Source organism: Pseudoalteromonas sp. PAB 2.2 (assembly GCF_001938575.1).
In the GTDB taxonomy this organism is placed as follows: domain Bacteria; phylum Pseudomonadota; class Gammaproteobacteria; order Enterobacterales; family Alteromonadaceae; genus Pseudoalteromonas; species Pseudoalteromonas lipolytica.
Window position 1 is genome coordinate 140,925 of the sequence record NZ_LYPI01000014.1, and the last position, 16,007, is coordinate 156,931.

The following is a 16,007-nucleotide window of genomic DNA, read 5'->3' on the forward strand; positions in this document are numbered from 1 at the left end:
GGTTAGTTTCCTTTTTTTACGATTGGATCGGGCCAATCATTGAAAAACACGGATAAATAGCGACTTTTTACCAGATAAAGTAGCACCCAAAGCACCAATACCATTTGGCACGCCAAAAAAAATGAGAATTGATAATAACTGTGCGCGGCTTGGTAGGTCAGCCAGCCTAAATCTATCACAGCACACACAATCAAAGGCCACCGCATAAAACGCCACACAGTTGCCCACCGCTTAGCGGTTTCAGGGTTTTCTTGTGGCCTTCTAAAACAAAAAACAACCGCGGGTAACAGCGCAATTGCTGCAATGCCTATCGCCATAAAAAACTCTGATTTAGAGCTAAAAAACAACGACATAATATCTAAATCAGGGCGCCGACTTAACGCGGCCATTAACCAGATAAAATAACTACGAAGCAGTACTAACAAGGTTAAATGAAACGCTATGGGGGTTCGATAAGCGCCATGTTTATCCCAATATTCTGGCCCGTAACGCATCATAGCTGATTCTTCTTATCTGCGATAACACCCAATACCAAGAATGCACCGGTTAACGTTAAACCTAACCACTTTATACCTAATAACATCAGTAGCTTACTTAAAAATGGCGTCACAAACACCACCAAAAGCCCCATACCAAAGCCTGTCACGGCAACAAAGCATAACACGCGAATAATAAAGTGACGTCTGGCAACAAAGCGCTTAGTCACTTTAATAATATCGTTGGCATATAATGAGATAAAACACACCACTAACAATAAAGAAATATTATACAAATGGGGTTGAATCCACTGCCCTATCGTTAAAGCGACTGACGAGACAGCTTGCTGCAAACTATCCATTGTGTTCACTTAATAAAGCAATTAAATCGGCTTCAGTAAGCACCTCAATACCCAACTCTTGTGCTTTTGTTAGTTTAGAGCCTGCTTTTTCACCTGCAATAAGGGCATTTGTTTTAGCCGACACACTCCCCGATACTTTTGCACCGAGAGCTTGCAGACGCGCTTTCGCATCGTTTCGATTAAGCTCACTTAAGGTGCCTGTTAAAACATACGTCAGACCAGCTAAAGGTTGCTTCTCAGCGCTTGGTGCATTTAAAGCTGGCCAATGAATTCCCTGCTCTATTAACGCATTAACAACAGCCATGTTGTGCTCTTCACTAAAGAACCCGCGCACATGCTTAGCAACAATTTCACCCACATCGCTCACTTCTGTTAGTGCATCAACACTGGCTTGAGTAATTTTCTCTAAGGTTAAAAAGTGATTAGCGAGGTTTTGGGCTGTTGCTTCACCGACTTCACGAATACCCAAAGAGTAAAGAAATTTAGCTAAGGTAGTTTCCTTTGCCTCTTGCAGCGCATTCACCAAATTTTTAGCAGACTTTGGCCCCATTCGTTCAAGTGACTCAAAGTGACCTTGTTTTAAAATAAATAAATCAGCAGGCGTTTTGATAAGCTCACGATCGACTAATTGGTCAACAATTTTGTCTCCTAACCCGTCAATATCAAGCGCTTTACGTGAAGCAAAATGCTTAATTGCTTGTTTACGTTGTGCTTGGCACACCAACCCACCGGTGCATCGTGCAACTGCTTCACCCTCGATACGCTCTACATGCGAGTCACAAATTGGACAAGTGGTTGGGAATACAATCTCTCTTGCACTCTCAGGACGACGTTCCAGTACCACTTGGGTAATTTGAGGGATTACATCGCCTGCGCGGCGAATAATCACCGTATCGCCAATTTTAACGCCTAAACGGGCTATTTCATCCCCATTATGCAAAGTGGCATTCGATACAGTCACTCCGCCAACAAATACGGGCTCCAAACGTGCTACCGGTGTAATTGCACCCGTTCGCCCTACTTGGAATTCAACATCTAAAAGTTGTGTAATTTCTTCTTGAGCTGGAAACTTAAACGCAATAGCCCAACGGGGGGCGCGGGCAACAAAGCCCAAACGCTCTTGGAGCTTTTTGTCGTTGACCTTAATAACCACACCGTCAATTTCATAGGCAAGCTCACTTCGGCGCGCTAAGATGTCTTGGTAATAATCAAGCGCCGCCTGTTGACCTTCAACTAACTTAGTTTCAGGGCAAAGTGGTAATCCCCAATCAGTCAATTTTGCCAGTTGTTGGTAATGATCTTCTGGCAGTTGTCCATCAGCCACCAGCCCTGTGCTGTATGCATAAAACATTAATGGGCGTTTTGCCGTTACCTTAGAATCGAGCTGACGTAAACTTCCAGCCGCAGCATTACGAGGGTTAACAAATACCTTTTCGCCTCGCTTTTCAGCGTCGCTGTTCAGTTTTGCAAAGCCTGCACTGTCCATAAATACTTCGCCGCGTACTTCAAGTTCAGCAGGAAAGTCATTACCGCGAAGCTTTAATGGCACATTACGAATCGTTTTCACGTTTTGCGTAATGTTCTCACCCACCATTCCATCGCCACGTGTTGCAGCTTGAACCAGCACACCATTACGATAAATAATCGACACAGCTAAACCGTCAAGCTTTGGTTCGCAGCAAAATGTGAGTTCGCGGGAATCCATCACGCGCTCTTTAATTCGGCGATTAAACGCCGCAAACTCTTCTTGTGAAAAAGCATTATCAAGCGACAACATAGGAACTTGGTGGGTTACTTGTTCAAATTTATCAAGCGCGGCCCCACCCACTTTTTGGCTGGGTGAATCAGGACTCTGAAACTCAGGATTTGCTTGCTCTAAGCTACTTAGTTCTCGCATTAAGCGGTCATATTCAGCATCGGGAATACTGGGTGCATCCAGCACATAATAATTATGGTTATGCTCTTCTAACTGGGCACGTAGTTGACTAATTTGCTCAAAGATAGGGCTGGACATGAAAACCTCAAAAATCTACATAAAAAAGCCACTTAGACGACTTAACGCCAAGTGGCCTAACAATCATTTACTTGCGAATATGGATTACGCTGAAAAGCTTCTTACCTTTTCAACATATTCACGTACGCTATCAACCGTCATTTCTTCACGGTTGCTATCTAAAATAGTCGCACCAAACTCATCTGCTAACTTTTTAGCAGCGCTGTGCAACATATTAAAGGCACTTAGGCCATCACCATCGCATGGTAATGTCATAAACAAACTGACACCCGCTGTGCTGAACTGTTCCATATTATCAATATCAAACGTTCCAGGATTGTACATATTCACCAAACGGAATAACACAGGGCCTGTTCCAGCAGGGTCTAGATGGCGATTAAAGAAGCCTTCATCCGAGTATTTGAAACCTAGCATATTAACAGCTGGCAGTAATTGACTGCCCTCCATTGCTAAGCCTTCTGGCATCTGTAAGTGCACAATTATAAAGTCTGTCGGTGCAGGCGATTCTGGTTGCTCTTCAGTGTCAGCCGCTTCTTCGACTTCAACGTCTGGCTCTTCGGTGTTTTCAGCAGTAAAGCTTAAATCACCAAACTCAGGCTCATCACGCTCTTGCGCATAAGGCTGTGAAGATTCACTCGTTTCTGCACTTGCTTCATTTGGCTCAACCCGTTCTTGCTGCTCAACATCAGGATTATCCTTTTTGCGCACAGACCATAAACCATGAATTAATAAACCACCAATGACAAATACACTGATTACGATTAAAGCCCATCTTAATTCTTCGGCCATCCCCTCACCTTTATTATTTGATATGCCAAACTAAATTTATGCATGTGCCATTTGCACAGCTTGTTCGATATCTACGGCAACCATACGTGAAACGCCTGGTTCAGCCATAGTTACACCCGTCAATCTGCCTGCCATTTCCATAGCAATCTTATTATGACTGATATAAATAAATTGCACTGATTGTGACATCTCTTCTACCAAACGGCAAAAACGACCCACATTCGCATCATCCAATGGCGCATCCACTTCATCTAGCATACAGAATGGAGCTGGATTGAGCCTGAATATTGAAAACACCAATGATAATGCGGTCAGCGCTTTTTCTCCACCACTAAGCAGGTGAATTGTCGAATTTTTCTTGCCAGGAGGCCGTGCCATTATACTAACACCACTTTCAAGCAAGTCATCACTGGTTAATTCTAAGTAAGCGCTTCCGCCGCCAAATACTTTTGGAAATAACTCACCAAAATCACTATTTACTTGTTCAAACGTCGCCTTAAATCGATTTTTCGTTTCACGGTCGATTTTTTGAATCGCGCCCTCAAGCGTATTAAGTGCTTGAGTTAAATCATCAAGTTGCTGATCTAAATAGTCACTTCGCTGCTTAGCCTGCTCAAACTCATCGATCGCGGCTAAGTTAACCGCCCCTAGTTCATGTAAGCCCTGCGTCGTTTTAGATAGCATGCTTTGCATACTATTTAAGTTGGCATTGTCTGGCAGTGCTTCAAGCACTGTTTTTAAGTGTTGATCCAACTCGTCAAGTGGCTCCAGCGCCGCTTGTGCTTTTACAAGCAAACTTTGTTCATCTAACGCCAGTGATTGCAGTTGTTCTTGCAACGTAACTAGCTCTGATTGCGATGATTTAAGCGATGCCTGCTTATCCGCTAGTTCCTTTTTAGCGTGAGTCAGTGACGCTTGCAAGTTTTTTAGCTCAACGTCACTTTGTTGATGTTTTTCAAGCAATAACACAATATGCTCTGCCGTCTCTTCAAGCGGTATCACTAACTCTTCTAACTGCGCTGTTAATTCTAAAACAGCGTCACTTGCGGCTGTATGTGCTGCATCAGCATGTTGTAATTTTGTTTCACTGAGTTGACACTCACTACGGGCTTTTTGTTCCGCTAAATTCGCTTGATGGGCAAGTGTCTTGTAATGCTCTAATTGAGACGCAACTTGGCGATACTGATTGTCAGCATCCATTTGCACTTGCTTAGCCTGTTCAAGGTTACTTTCAAGCGTTGCGTGGTGTTCTAGCAAGTCTTCTAGGCGCAATTGTTGGTTTTCTTGTTGCTCAACGACACCTTGCATTTGCTCTTTAAGCGACGTTTTGCGCAGCTGTAATTTAGCCAGTTGATTTTGCCACTGCGTTTGCTGCTCAAGGAGCATGTCTCTGCGAGTACTTGCTGAGGCAATTTGCTGCGCAACGTGATGAATACGCTCTCTGTGTTGCTCTTTTTCAGCGATGAGCGTGTTCTTTTTGGTAAGGTGACTGTCGAGCTGCTGTTGCTTGTCTGCGATTTGCTCATTGAGCTCTTCATCAAGTTCCTCTGCATCACTCAACTGGGCATGTTTTAACAGCAGTGAGTTGTCCGTGTTTTTTTTTGCATCAGCTTGAAAATTACGACCATAAATACAGCCCTTTTCATCAATCACGGCGAGCCAATATGGATCTGCTAGAATCGCTTCATCAAACGTTGCTTGAAATGCAAATCGTGTCAGCAGTTCAGGGTAAATCCCCTGTTCAATGTATTGTGCTAATGAATGATCAGGCACAGCAAGGGTCTGTGACCAAACACTATTAGGCTGCGCATTTTTGCTGACCTGTAAATGCTCAAGACCCAGTAAAGCTTGCTCAACGAGAGGCTCAAAACCTGGCGTTACTTTTAATTGCGATAATAAAGAAGTGCGGTCACTGTCAGCATGCTCACTCAGGACTGAACTCAGTGCCGCAATACTGGCTTTATTTTCATTGCTGTGTTGTTGCACCCGTTGTAGTGCTTGCGCTAACTGTGCTTGCTCTGTCTCTGTTTGCACTAGATTTTGTGTCAGCCGATTCAGAGCCGTTTGCTGTTGAGCAAGTTCCTTGGTGAGCGCTTGAATATGAGTTTGCTGCTCAGTAATCTGCGTCGCAACAGGAGTCGCTTCAAGCTCACTGATTTCGTCCGTAAGCTGTTTAAGCTGTGTCTCTAGTTGGTCGATGGATTGCGAAAAATGCGCCAGCTGATTTTTGGCTACTGTCACCTCACTACTGAGCGTTTGACTTTGCTCTAATGCACGCTGGTATTCCTGTGAAGCAGTATGTCTGTGCTGATGTTGTTCTGATGCGTGAAGTTCAACTTCGGCCACGTGCTCTGCACATAATAAACTTTGCTCTATCGCTTCTTGTAACTGCTCTTGCAGTAAAGAAGCCGCAGCGTGTTGCTCAGCCTGCAACTCTTTGTTTTGCAATTGCAGTTGCTGCTGCTTAATCAAGTTTTGACTAATATTTTGCTGCTGTTGCTTTAAGCTGATTTGTTGCTGCTCTTTACGCGTTAACTCAGTGTGAGTTTGGTGCTGCGCGTGTTGTGCGTCTTGTAATTTTTGCTGCTCAAGCTGTACTTGATTCTCAAGGCTCGCTAAAACATCATCATGACCAGAGTGGGCTTCTTTAAAAAACTGTATTTGTTCTTTAAGCTTATCTATTTCAGCAGCCTTATCAACTTGCTGTTGATGCAGCTTTTGCCACTTTAAAACCGCAATTTGCCCTTTTAGAGTCCGCTCTGTGGCTTTTAACACACGGTATTTTTTCGCGTCGACTGACTGTACCGCAAGTTTATCGAGTTGCGTTTGTAACTCTTTACGAACATCCAGTAAGCGCTCAAGGTTTTCGCGAGTACTTTTAATACGGGTTTGTGTTTCACGTCGGCGCTCTTTGTATTTAGACACCCCGGCGGCTTCTTCTAAAAACACACGCAAATCGGCAGGCTTACTCTCGATTAGTCGCGATATCATGCCTTGTTCTATAATGGCATAGCTTCGCGGCCCAAGCCCTGTTCCCAAGAAAATATCAGTAATGTCGCGCTTACGACATTTGCTGCCATTAAGAAAATAAATAGATTGCCCATCACGCGTTACCAATCGCTTAATAGCAACTTGGTTCCTGTCAGCAAATGTATTCGGTAAATGACCACTGGTATTATCAAAAATTAGCTCAACAGAGGCCTGTGAAATCGGCTTACGATTGGTTGAGCCATTAAAAATAACATCGGTCATGGCATCGCCACGTAAGTTCTTCGCTGAACTTTCACCAAGCACCCAGCGCACCGCATCAATAACATTTGATTTGCCACAGCCGTTAGGCCCGACAACACAAGTCATTTGATCAGGAAATGGGATTTTAGTGGGTTCAACAAACGATTTGAAACCCGCTAACTTTATGGTGCTTAAGCGCATCTAGTTGTTTTACCGATTTTTATTATTATTCTGCAATTTAACTCATTTTATAACAAAAGGTTAAGCGTGACGTTTAAAATTATCTAAAATAATGCCTGTTGCCATGGCTACGTTCAGCGATTCAGCCTGACCATAAGCTGGTATGGTTATTTTATCAGTGACCAGCTTTTCACAATCTGGACGAATACCGTGCGATTCACTGCCCATTAAAAGAACAGCATCTTGTTTAAGCTTTGCTTGATGAATATTATCACCCGCTAAAAAAGCCCCATAAACGGGCAGGTTTAAGCTCGGTAAATAGCACGTTAAATCGGTTTGCGACACTGTCACACGGGCAAATGACCCCATGGTTGCACTAATGGTTTTTGGATTATATGCATCGGCACTGTCTTGGCTTGTCACTATATGGTTAATTCCATACCAGTCCGCCACGCGAATAATTGTGCCTAAGTTACCGGGGTCTGATACGCCGTCTAGCGCTAAAATAAGGCCCGAGGTGGGTAATGCTTGCTGCTTTGGCATATCAACAACAGCAATGGCTGCGTTATTGGTCACCAAGGTGCTGGCTTTCGTTAGACTGTCTTCATCGGCTTCGATAATTTGATGGGCTGCAAGTGCTGAGCGATGCGCGGCAATAAACGCGGGTGTTGCGAATATATTTGCGATACTCAAACCACTGTTTAATAACTCAAGGACATTTTTTTCACCTTGAACTAAATACTGGTTGTATTGCTTGCGGTATTTCTTCTGACCTAATGCTCGAATAAGTTTCAGTTGGTTTTTTGAAATCATAACAGCCTCATAAAATGAAGCCGTTAGTATACCCAAACCACCTAAAGATGCGAGTTTCAGTTAGAATTAAACGCGATTTAGGCAGGCATTAATTGCAAAGTGTGATTATTCCGATATTTAAATCTTTAAATCATAAAAATCACCGTTAAACCGACTACAGGAGGTGTCTCGCGGTGAATGATGTATCGCACAGTAAGAGCGCACTTAAAGTCGCAGACCGTGCCAATTGCTTTCCCCAATCGGCACGTGTGAATAGGCTATAAGCTATTAGCTAATTTTTGTTAGCCATTCATTTAACCATGGCTCAGTTACCGGCCACGGTTCAAAGTCTTCACAGGCATCAATTTCAAGGCGATGACCAACAGGCTTTGCCTGTAAATCACGAAATAGTTCATCAAAACTGCGCCCTGCCCCACAAAATGTATCACCATAGCTGCGGTCACCCATAGCGATAATGCCATACTGCTTGCCTGTTAACATGGGGAATTGATCATTTAACTGGCTGTACAATGTCACTAAATTATCAGGAATATCACCTTGGCCTGTGGTCGAGGTAATCACCAATATATGTGAAGCAGCCAGCATGTCTTCTACTGTGCCATTTTCAATAAGCTGTGCTTGGTGCGGTGACTTTTCAATCACCTCAATTACTTGCTCACTTAAACGCTCTGCACCGCCGTACACACTGCCGACAAAAATACTAATGGTTGCCATAATAATCCTTTTCTTCTGTTGGCCAGCCTAGTTGCTGGCAAATCGTTAACATCGCCTCTCCAAGGGGGGCTCTAATCGTTATTACTTGTTTATTATAAGGGTGCACAAACTTTAGCTCAGACGCAAATAACATCAGACGACGCAGCTGAAAGTGCTCTCTAAAAAATTGGTTATGTTGGTTATCACCGTGGTTTACATCACCAATGATCGGTAGCGATAAATGTTTTAAATGCCGTCTAATTTGGTGCTTTCGCCCCGTTTTAGGAAAACACTCCACTAGCGAATAACGCACAGTGGGGTATTTGCCAATTGGGATCGGCAAAGCAGCTTGGTGCAAGCAGTTAAAGTGAGTTTGCGCCTCTTGTGCAGCCTTATTTTGATCAGCAAACTTATCGGCTATTTTATCGAGTTCTTCTTTTAAAGGCTTATCAAGGAAGATTGACTCATTTAAAAAGCCCCTAACCAAGGCTAAGTAACGCTTTTCTATTTGCCCATCAATAAACAATTGATTCATGTCTCGAGCCGCTTCTGAGCTCAATGCAAACAATAAAACACCTGAGGTGGGTCTATCTAAACGGTGCACCGGAAACACATGTTGACCAATTTGATCACGTAGCATTTGCATGGCAAATTGTGTTTCGTGTTTATCTAAAAATGAGCGATGCACCAGTAAACCCGACGGTTTGTCTATTGCGATATAATTTTCGTCGCGATATAAAACCGTTAACTCTTCATAGTGCGGTTTAACAATTTCATCCATCTTAGTTATCACTCAAATGCTGATCAAGCTTTAGTAAAACACTAATAACATCATGGCCACCGGCATGTTGTGCCAGCATCATTTCAGCCATAGGCGCAATAGCAAAGTTTCGAGGCAATGGCTGGTTATTGGTGATTAACACCTGCATTTTTTCAATAAATACAAATTGTAACCACTGCTCAAACGCCATGGTGTCATGACAAAACGGAACAGATGAATTTAATGCTGCAGGATCAATTGCAGCTGTTTGCCATAGTTCATGACGTTGGAGTGTCGTTTGTAATTCGCGCAGCAGCGCCAAAGTCTGTTGATACATTATATAACTCTTAAAACCTTTGGACTTATTATACCCTGTTCCAAGGCGCCATGGTATGGCGTATAATTCGCATCTTATAACGATTTATAAACGACGATTGGGATTTTATGACAGAGCAAATTGCTACTTTAGGGCAACTTCTTGATGCTGCGGGCACTACATGGCGTGCTTTTGATATTGGTAGACACATCACTAAGTTAGACAAAAAACAATTTCTTGCGATTGAAGAAACTAAAATCCCTTACCCTTACCCACTTGCTGGTCACGCTTGGCTTGCGATTCAGTTTTGGGATGTCAAAGCATCCAAAGAGCCTTATGTCTGGTTTTTGAAGTTCCCACTCGATGAACAAAGCCGTTTAGTCAGTGCCAGCCGTGATCATTTTGCGAACATGGTCATCGAAGCATTAGGTACCGAAATTACCAGTGAAAATGCAGAAGGCAAGCTCGACAATAACCCGTATGTATTTACACCAAACGCCAATAAATTGGCCGCATTTAATGCCCAAGTTAAGTGCTTACTCAAACAAAGTGCATCGCAATATTATGAATATGCACAACTTTATTTTTCTGGCACCCTAGGTTTTGAAAACTGGCAAAGTGTTGCTGTACAAGGCATTGCTGATTTTGCAATGCGATTAGACAACGATAAAAACCTAGCTAACTTGCAATCAGCGTGGCCGCAACTGCCTGTTGAAGTGTTACAACCACTCAGCGCTATGCTTGAACACGTTACAATTCCTCCCGCTTTTGCGGAGCAACTTTTAGCTTATGGCTTAAATGCCATAGAGCAAAAAGATGAGATAGCACTCGTTGCCGCACTTCGCAGTATATCAAAAGCATCAGCACAAGGTTTAACAGCCCAACTGGTTGATGCCGTATTGAACTCTGAAATGAACACGCATTCAGATGTGCTTTTAACCATTGCTGGACGTTGCTTTAGTACCTTAGAAGATCCTGCGCGCCTACATGTGTTTATGGATTGTTGTGCGCATCACACCGATATCGAACAGTTGTTTGTGAGTATTTTCACAGACCTAGTTGCAATTCCAACTATTCGACCTCACTTATTAGGTTTGTTACGTTTAGAAAATCGCAGCGAAACACTCGCGCGAGCAATAGGAAGGTTATTTTCGTAAATGGCAGGTTTATGGACACTCATGATTATTGGCAGCATTATCTACTTTTTTTGGTTAAACAGAAAAGTAGCTGAGGCCGCCAATCTTCATGCACAAAGGCAAATTGAACAGTTAAATGTGCAATTGGTGAGTGTTGCATGTAATAAGCGACGTATTGGCATTCTAAAAAATGGCAAACCCGGCATTAAAAGCGAGTTTATTTTTGAATTCTCAAGTGATGGGCAAAGTGTTTATCAAGGTGTGCTGTTTATGGAAAATGAAATGCTGAAAAGTGTGGTGATACCACCGCATAAGATTTAAGTTGCGAGTTGCGAGTTGCGAGTTGCGAGTTAACAATACTAAGTTGCTCAGCTAAAAATACAACCCCATAAAGAACTAAGGCGTAGCTTCAAGCCACGCCCCAATCTTGCTACTTCCATGATAAAGTATCCGTACTTTTGCCGAAGCTGCCGTTTTCATCTATCCCCTGAACGGGTATACATCCGATACACCCACCATGCAACATCATGTCACATTTAACACATCCTAGTGTCGTCCACTTGCCTTCACTGGCTATCCTCTACGTTTCCAAACGCTCCTTTAGCTTCCTGCTAATATCATCCTTTGGTCAATCCTTTTCAATTGCTCCGCAATTGTACTGCGTCCTGGCAGTGTCCTTGTTCGTCCTTGCCTTCCTTAGAACTTGTCCTTTTGCTTCCTGCTTAAGCATCGTGCTTGGTGTGCCGTAATCCTAATCCTTGGCATCAGTTCATTCATTGAACCTGTGTCTTCTTGACATGGTTAAGTTTAGAGAATTCCTGAAATGTAGATAGGCATAAAAAGTAATTTTTCTTGAGTCACAAAATTGCAAAAAACAATAAATCCTTATAAATCATTTAAATAAGTCATTTTAGGTACAAAAATAACTGTTTTAAAGTGATAATACTCACAGCAATGTAAGAGAAATCGCACACGCTACTTTCCAAAACGTCCCAATTACTCTTTCGCCGCTTTGAACATTAACTCACCTTCGACCTGATTAAAGCTTAATGCTTTAAAGACTTCGAACCCTTCGGAACTAAAGAATTCACGCTGCTCACCACGTGTGACAAATACGGCTAAACCCGATACTTGTTGGTGGCTGTCTACTAAATCATCTAGTCCTCGAAGTAAGTAACGCCCTAAACCTTGCCCCTGAAAATGAGGGTCTACAGCGATAAATGCTAAAAACAAATACTGCCCTTTTTCAGCTAACATTTCACGAATTGTGCGCTCTTTTTCAATAAGTTGATTTGTCTGTAAATATCCTGCACTAAGCATTAACTTTAAACGCCAGTGCCAATAGCGCTCTGCTTGTAACTCACTGGATGAATCAAACACGCATGCAATGGCTTTTAATCGGCTTTGCGAGTACAAACCAATTAAAGGTTGTTTTTCTTGCCAAAAGCTCGCGAGCTCTTCACGTACTAAAGCGCGTAGTTTGGTTTCATACTTACTGGGATTATCTTCTTTGTAGCCCAGCACATTCTGAAGTACGGGGTCATCATGATAGGCTTGGTAAATAAGGCTAGCGGCCGTGCTGATATCTTCAGCACTTAGGTATTGCACACGTAAGGTCTCGGGTTCAGCAACAGTTGTCATACTCATCCTTTTCTGTGTTTTATTTTTTTTAGTACTAGACTATAAGGTATATACCCAAGCGCGATTAAAGACAAATTCAGCGTGAGTTAAACTGCTGTTCATCATTATTATGGTTGAGCAGTAATAAAGACCGCCATACACAAGGAGCAGAATTATGGATACGACAAAACATGATATTTCGACCTTATTTGCACAATTAGGTTTACCCAGCAAAGAAAGTGAAATCGATGCATTTATTGCCTCGCATCAGCTGTCTGATACCACCCTACTACAGGAGGCTCCATTCTGGGACGAAGCTCAGCAACATTTTCTAGCAGAATCTTTAGCTGAAGATGGGGCGTGGAGTGAGGTTATTGATGAATTAGACGCCCGATTGCGTCAATAAACACACGATTAGTTATCCATAACCTAAAATCTACCAATTTTGGGTTATGGATAAGGAAAGTAATTTCACATCACCTCTATTATTGCTACCATACGCGCGCATTGCAGCCCATACGCTACAGTGCTTTTTATTCTTTAATCAGAGTTTATACAAAAATGAATGCCGTTGTATTTGATGCAATTAAAACCCTTCTTGATGAAGGTAAAACCCCTACAGTTGCGCTAACAAAAAGCAAACTATCACAACCGATGCCAATGCCTGTAATTATTGCAGCTGTTAGTCAGTATAAAAACAATCCGGATTCAATTAAAAATTTTATTAATAACCCGTCAAATGAACATGTTAGTGCGCCAAAAGAAAGTCAATTAGATCGTATTGAAGCAAAACTAGATAGGTTATTAGCATTACTTGAGAAAAAATAATGTTTGTTGTCGATCTGACTTTTGATTGCTACCAAGATACCACCCTAGAGCTTGCTGAACAGGCAATAAACCGCCTTGTGAATGCATTGCGATTTAATGGCCAAATAATTGGTGATGAATTCCCCACTGTTTTAAAAGATGGCTATTTTATTACGCGTGTTATGTGCCCAACCGAAGATGCGATGCACCCGCTTAACAACAGCCCGTTTGTTAAACACAGCATTGAGCAACTGCACTCGGCGGGATTGTTAGCGCCTAAAGTGAAAGTGATCGGCCAAGATATACATTCAAATGGGGCTGACGCGTGTCAGGACCCATCGTGTTATATTTTATACACCACTTATGTGCATACCTGCAGCCCACTTTATTGTGGTGATGACTTTTTGCCTGTCCCCCTGTTTCGTATTCCAGCCATTGCTAATGGTGATTACAAAACACTGATCAAATGGCAAGAAGACTGGCAAGCATGCGATCAAATCCAGATCAATGGCGCTACGCGTTGCGAGTTTCCAGCCCTTGAGGAAATGGCGAGCACACAAAGTGATTTGTATCGTCGTGGTAAAGACATTACTAAGCGAATAAGTTATTTGACTAAAAAACCTGTCTACTATTACTTATATCGTGTTGGTGGTATTGATAAAGAATCAGAACTCAAACGACGTTGTCCAAGCTGTGATGGTGACTGGAAACTGCCTGAGCCATGGTTTGGCTTATTTGATTTTAGATGTGAGCCCTGTGGCCTTGTATCGAATATATCGTGGGATTTTCAGTAAACATAAGGGGCACACAGCCCCTTTTTGTTTATTAAACTATACCAATGCAATGCGCTTAATTAATACCACTGTGCTTAATTAAGTGGTCTATTTTGAGGCAATAAAAGCGCGTTTATAACAAGGCAAAAATGTCGTTATTTAGGTGTTGCTCTGCATCCATGCAGTCATAAATCAGACATTTTTAACGCAGGTAGCGACTAGTTTAATCCCTCAAAATGATTAAGTATTATTGCAGGTTGGTATTAAACCGTTACCTTATCTAAAAACTCACTAATGCTGTTAGCAAGTACGTGGTGCGGTTTTTTGCCCACGTATTCTAAACACACCTGACCGTTTTCAACTAACACCGTAATCAGCAAATCATCTTGCTCTGTGAGGCCAATAAATACGGTCTCAGGCTGTTTTAACTTACGTTTCATAAGCACATGCCCGGTAATATTTTGTTGCAGGCGGCTAAAATCGTCTTCATTCCATGCTTGTAATAACTCAATATGATGATCGTTTATATTTAACAGCACGTTGCCCGCATAAAGGTGGCCAAATAACGCATTTAACCCTTCAGGGAAGCGAAGCTCAAGCGCACTGGCTAGGTCATCTAAAGAACCTGCTGGCTGCTGCGCAACGGCACGCCATTGAATTAAACCTTGCTCGTCCACTTCACCGTGTTCACAAGGACTTGGCCAAGCGGTGTCATGTTCAATGACAGGAAGCTTTCCTGTACGCTCTAGGCATTTTTCACTAAATGCTTGGTGTAACTTATCCAGTTTTGAAGAAACAGACATACTGCGAAACTCATTAGCTTTAGGTATAATGCCGTTATTGTAACCACAAAAGTGTAAAGATGACAGATTACAGCAACTCCCCCGAACTGAAAAACAGCGTGCTTGGTAAGTCAACGGACTATGTTGATACCTATACACCTAGCTTGTTGTTTCCTATTGCCCGTAAACTAAACCGCGATGCACTCGGTGTGAGCGAAGATAACTTACCTTTTAAGGGCCAAGATATTTGGACAGGCTATGAATTATCATGGCTAAATAGTAAAGGTAAGCCGATGGTTGCTGTCGCTACATTCGTGTTTCCTTGCCAAAGTAGTCATATTATTGAATCAAAGTCATTCAAGCTTTATTTGAATAGTTTTAACCAAACTCGCTTTGCATCGACTGAAGAAGTGCACCAAGCACTTACACGCGATTTGTCAGCGGCAGTGAATGCAAACGTGAACGTTACTTTGTATCGTGCAGATGATCATAATTGCTTACCATTTAGTGCGCTACCGGGTGAGTGTATTGATGATCTCGATATTGAAATCTCAAGTTATGACATTGATGCAACATCACTTTGCCATAGCCATGATGAAAAGGTATCTGAAACCTTACACAGCCACCTTTTAAAGTCGAACTGTTTAATCACCTCTCAGCCAGATTGGGCCAGCGTGATCATTCGTTACACCGGCCAAGCAATCAGTCACGAAGCCTTATTAAAGTATTTGATTTCGTTTAGAACTCACAATGAGTTCCACGAACAATGTGTTGAGCGTATTTACTGTGACTTAATGCAGCACTTAAACATTGATGAGCTTGAAGTGTATGCTCGCTATACACGCCGAGGGGGTTTAGATATCAATCCTTATCGCTCGACGAATCAAGACGCAACCCCCTTTAACGTGAAAATTAATCGCCAATAAGCAGAACTCAAGCAATAAAAAACCGAGTAAAATGAAGTGACCCCATAAAGTTGGACTCATTTTTAAGCGGCTGCCAAGGCCTGATTTCGATACTGTATCGGACTCAGGCCTTTTAGTTTCAGCTTAATACGCTCGTTGTTGTAATAGTGGATATATTCTTTGATGTTTTCAATAAGCTCATTCACGTCTTTAAACGTTTCGTTGTGGTACATCTCACTCTTCAATATGCCGAAGAAGTTCTCAGCAACCGCATTATCTAAACAATTTCCTTTTCTAGACATACTTTGTTGCAACCCTTTTTCCTTGAGATGATTTTGATATTGTTTGTT

General features: G+C 42.4%; 18 protein-coding genes. 6 read left to right on the forward strand and 12 right to left on the reverse strand.

Annotated elements, in window-relative coordinates; all coding sequences use genetic code 11:
- Positions 1–2: 2 nt before the first annotated feature.
- From BWD47_RS13835 to BWD47_RS13875, 9 genes are all read right to left on the reverse strand, one after another.
- Entirely contained in the window at positions 3–497 is a 495-nt protein-coding gene (locus BWD47_RS13835) for a DUF2919 domain-containing protein (RefSeq protein ID WP_065979790.1), read from the reverse strand.
- Positions 494–838, reverse strand: coding sequence for a DUF3392 family protein (locus BWD47_RS13840; protein ID WP_036969540.1), 345 nt, complete (start codon positions 836–838; stop codon positions 494–496). The genes BWD47_RS13835 and BWD47_RS13840 overlap by 4 nt, the downstream gene beginning before the upstream one ends.
- A complete protein-coding gene (gene ligA, locus BWD47_RS13845) occupies positions 831–2,852 on the reverse strand; it encodes an NAD-dependent DNA ligase LigA (protein ID WP_075594152.1) in 2,022 nt (673 codons plus the stop codon). The genes BWD47_RS13840 and ligA overlap by 8 nt, the downstream gene beginning before the upstream one ends.
- Positions 2,853–2,936: 84 nt before the next feature.
- On the reverse strand, positions 2,937–3,641 hold the full coding sequence (zipA, locus tag BWD47_RS13850; RefSeq protein ID WP_036969545.1) for a cell division protein ZipA: 705 nt from the start codon (positions 3,639–3,641) through the stop codon (positions 2,937–2,939).
- A gap of 36 nt (positions 3,642–3,677) precedes the next feature.
- Entirely contained in the window at positions 3,678–7,073 is a 3,396-nt protein-coding gene (locus BWD47_RS13855; protein WP_075594153.1) for a chromosome segregation SMC family protein, read from the reverse strand.
- Between the two features lie 60 nt (positions 7,074–7,133).
- Positions 7,134–7,865, reverse strand: a complete 732-nt coding sequence (locus tag BWD47_RS13860) for an RNA methyltransferase (protein ID WP_036969551.1) — start codon at positions 7,863–7,865, stop codon at positions 7,134–7,136.
- 267 nt (positions 7,866–8,132) lie between these two features.
- Complete coding sequence (locus tag BWD47_RS13865) at positions 8,133–8,579, reverse strand: flavodoxin (protein ID WP_036969555.1); 447 nt, start codon at positions 8,577–8,579, stop codon at positions 8,133–8,135.
- The gene (gene truC, locus BWD47_RS13870; protein ID WP_036969558.1) at positions 8,566–9,339 is read right to left on the reverse strand and encodes a tRNA pseudouridine(65) synthase TruC; all 774 of its coding nucleotides are present in this window, start codon (positions 9,337–9,339) and stop codon (positions 8,566–8,568) included. The genes BWD47_RS13865 and truC overlap by 14 nt, the downstream gene beginning before the upstream one ends.
- A gap of 1 nt (position 9,340) precedes the next feature.
- Positions 9,341–9,655 (reverse strand): YqcC family protein, encoded by a 315-nt coding sequence (locus BWD47_RS13875; RefSeq protein ID WP_075594154.1) that lies wholly within the window; start codon positions 9,653–9,655, stop codon positions 9,341–9,343.
- A 107-nt stretch (positions 9,656–9,762) separates the two neighbouring features.
- Between BWD47_RS13875 and BWD47_RS13880 the strand changes: the two genes are divergently transcribed.
- Together BWD47_RS13880 and BWD47_RS13885 are read left to right on the forward strand one after the other, a co-directional pair.
- On the forward strand, positions 9,763–10,791 hold the full coding sequence (locus tag BWD47_RS13880; protein WP_065979787.1) for a DUF3549 family protein: 1,029 nt from the start codon (positions 9,763–9,765) through the stop codon (positions 10,789–10,791).
- Complete coding sequence (locus BWD47_RS13885) at positions 10,792–11,091, forward strand: DUF3301 domain-containing protein (protein ID WP_075594155.1); 300 nt, start codon at positions 10,792–10,794, stop codon at positions 11,089–11,091.
- 675 nt (positions 11,092–11,766) lie between these two features.
- On the opposite strand, the gene BWD47_RS13890 is transcribed toward BWD47_RS13885, so the two are convergent.
- On the reverse strand, positions 11,767–12,417 hold the full coding sequence (locus BWD47_RS13890; RefSeq protein ID WP_118844163.1) for a GNAT family N-acetyltransferase: 651 nt from the start codon (positions 12,415–12,417) through the stop codon (positions 11,767–11,769).
- Between the two features lie 148 nt (positions 12,418–12,565).
- Here BWD47_RS13890 and BWD47_RS13895 point away from each other — a divergent pair, with 148 nt between their 5' ends.
- The 3 genes from BWD47_RS13895 to BWD47_RS13905 all read left to right on the forward strand — a co-directional run bounded on the left by BWD47_RS13895 (position 12,566) and on the right by BWD47_RS13905 (position 13,991).
- On the forward strand, positions 12,566–12,796 hold the full coding sequence (locus BWD47_RS13895) for a DUF2789 domain-containing protein (protein WP_036969581.1): 231 nt from the start codon (positions 12,566–12,568) through the stop codon (positions 12,794–12,796).
- Between the two features lie 155 nt (positions 12,797–12,951).
- The gene (locus BWD47_RS13900; RefSeq protein WP_036969583.1) at positions 12,952–13,218 is read left to right on the forward strand and encodes a hypothetical protein; all 267 of its coding nucleotides are present in this window, start codon (positions 12,952–12,954) and stop codon (positions 13,216–13,218) included.
- Positions 13,218–13,991, forward strand: a complete 774-nt coding sequence (locus tag BWD47_RS13905) for a Zn-ribbon-containing protein (RefSeq protein ID WP_036969585.1) — start codon at positions 13,218–13,220, stop codon at positions 13,989–13,991. Before BWD47_RS13900 ends, BWD47_RS13905 begins: the two co-directional genes overlap by 1 nt.
- 242 nt (positions 13,992–14,233) lie before the next feature.
- Here the strand turns inward: BWD47_RS13905 and syd are convergent, their stop codons facing one another.
- Entirely contained in the window at positions 14,234–14,773 is a 540-nt protein-coding gene (gene syd, locus BWD47_RS13910) for a SecY-interacting protein (protein WP_036969587.1), read from the reverse strand.
- A gap of 59 nt (positions 14,774–14,832) precedes the next feature.
- On the opposite strand from syd, the gene queF reads away from it, so the two are divergent.
- A complete protein-coding gene (queF, locus tag BWD47_RS13915; RefSeq protein WP_036969589.1) occupies positions 14,833–15,678 on the forward strand; it encodes an NADPH-dependent 7-cyano-7-deazaguanine reductase QueF in 846 nt (281 codons plus the stop codon).
- 62 nt (positions 15,679–15,740) lie between these two features.
- Here queF and BWD47_RS13920 read toward each other — a convergent pair.
- A partial coding sequence (locus tag BWD47_RS13920; RefSeq protein ID WP_143474491.1) for an IS3 family transposase occupies positions 15,741–16,007 on the reverse strand: 267 nt, incomplete at its 5' end.

Excerpts from the sequence above, each read along its gene's own strand:
- BWD47_RS13835 (WP_065979790.1), bottom strand. The coding sequence starts at position 497 with ATGATGCGTTACGGGCCAGAATATTGGGATAAACATGGCGCTTATCGA.
- BWD47_RS13840 (WP_036969540.1), bottom strand. The coding sequence starts at position 838 with ATGGATAGTTTGCAGCAAGCTGTCTCGTCAGTCGCTTTAACGATAGGG.
- ligA (WP_075594152.1), bottom strand. The coding sequence starts at position 2,852 with ATGTCCAGCCCTATCTTTGAGCAAATTAGTCAACTACGTGCCCAGTTA.
- zipA (WP_036969545.1), bottom strand. The coding sequence starts at position 3,641 with ATGGCCGAAGAATTAAGATGGGCTTTAATCGTAATCAGTGTATTTGTC.
- BWD47_RS13855 (WP_075594153.1), bottom strand. The coding sequence starts at position 7,073 with ATGCGCTTAAGCACCATAAAGTTAGCGGGTTTCAAATCGTTTGTTGAA.
- BWD47_RS13860 (WP_036969551.1), bottom strand. The coding sequence starts at position 7,865 with ATGATTTCAAAAAACCAACTGAAACTTATTCGAGCATTAGGTCAGAAG.
- BWD47_RS13865 (WP_036969555.1), bottom strand. The coding sequence starts at position 8,579 with ATGGCAACCATTAGTATTTTTGTCGGCAGTGTGTACGGCGGTGCAGAG.
- truC (WP_036969558.1), bottom strand. The coding sequence starts at position 9,339 with ATGGATGAAATTGTTAAACCGCACTATGAAGAGTTAACGGTTTTATAT.
- BWD47_RS13875 (WP_075594154.1), bottom strand. The coding sequence starts at position 9,655 with ATGTATCAACAGACTTTGGCGCTGCTGCGCGAATTACAAACGACACTC.
- BWD47_RS13880 (WP_065979787.1), top strand. The coding sequence starts at position 9,763 with ATGACAGAGCAAATTGCTACTTTAGGGCAACTTCTTGATGCTGCGGGC.
- BWD47_RS13885 (WP_075594155.1), top strand. The coding sequence starts at position 10,792 with ATGGCAGGTTTATGGACACTCATGATTATTGGCAGCATTATCTACTTT.
- BWD47_RS13890 (WP_118844163.1), bottom strand. The coding sequence starts at position 12,417 with ATGAGTATGACAACTGTTGCTGAACCCGAGACCTTACGTGTGCAATAC.
- BWD47_RS13895 (WP_036969581.1), top strand. The coding sequence starts at position 12,566 with ATGGATACGACAAAACATGATATTTCGACCTTATTTGCACAATTAGGT.
- BWD47_RS13900 (WP_036969583.1), top strand. The coding sequence starts at position 12,952 with ATGAATGCCGTTGTATTTGATGCAATTAAAACCCTTCTTGATGAAGGT.
- BWD47_RS13905 (WP_036969585.1), top strand. The coding sequence starts at position 13,218 with ATGTTTGTTGTCGATCTGACTTTTGATTGCTACCAAGATACCACCCTA.
- syd (WP_036969587.1), bottom strand. The coding sequence starts at position 14,773 with ATGTCTGTTTCTTCAAAACTGGATAAGTTACACCAAGCATTTAGTGAA.
- queF (WP_036969589.1), top strand. The coding sequence starts at position 14,833 with ATGACAGATTACAGCAACTCCCCCGAACTGAAAAACAGCGTGCTTGGT.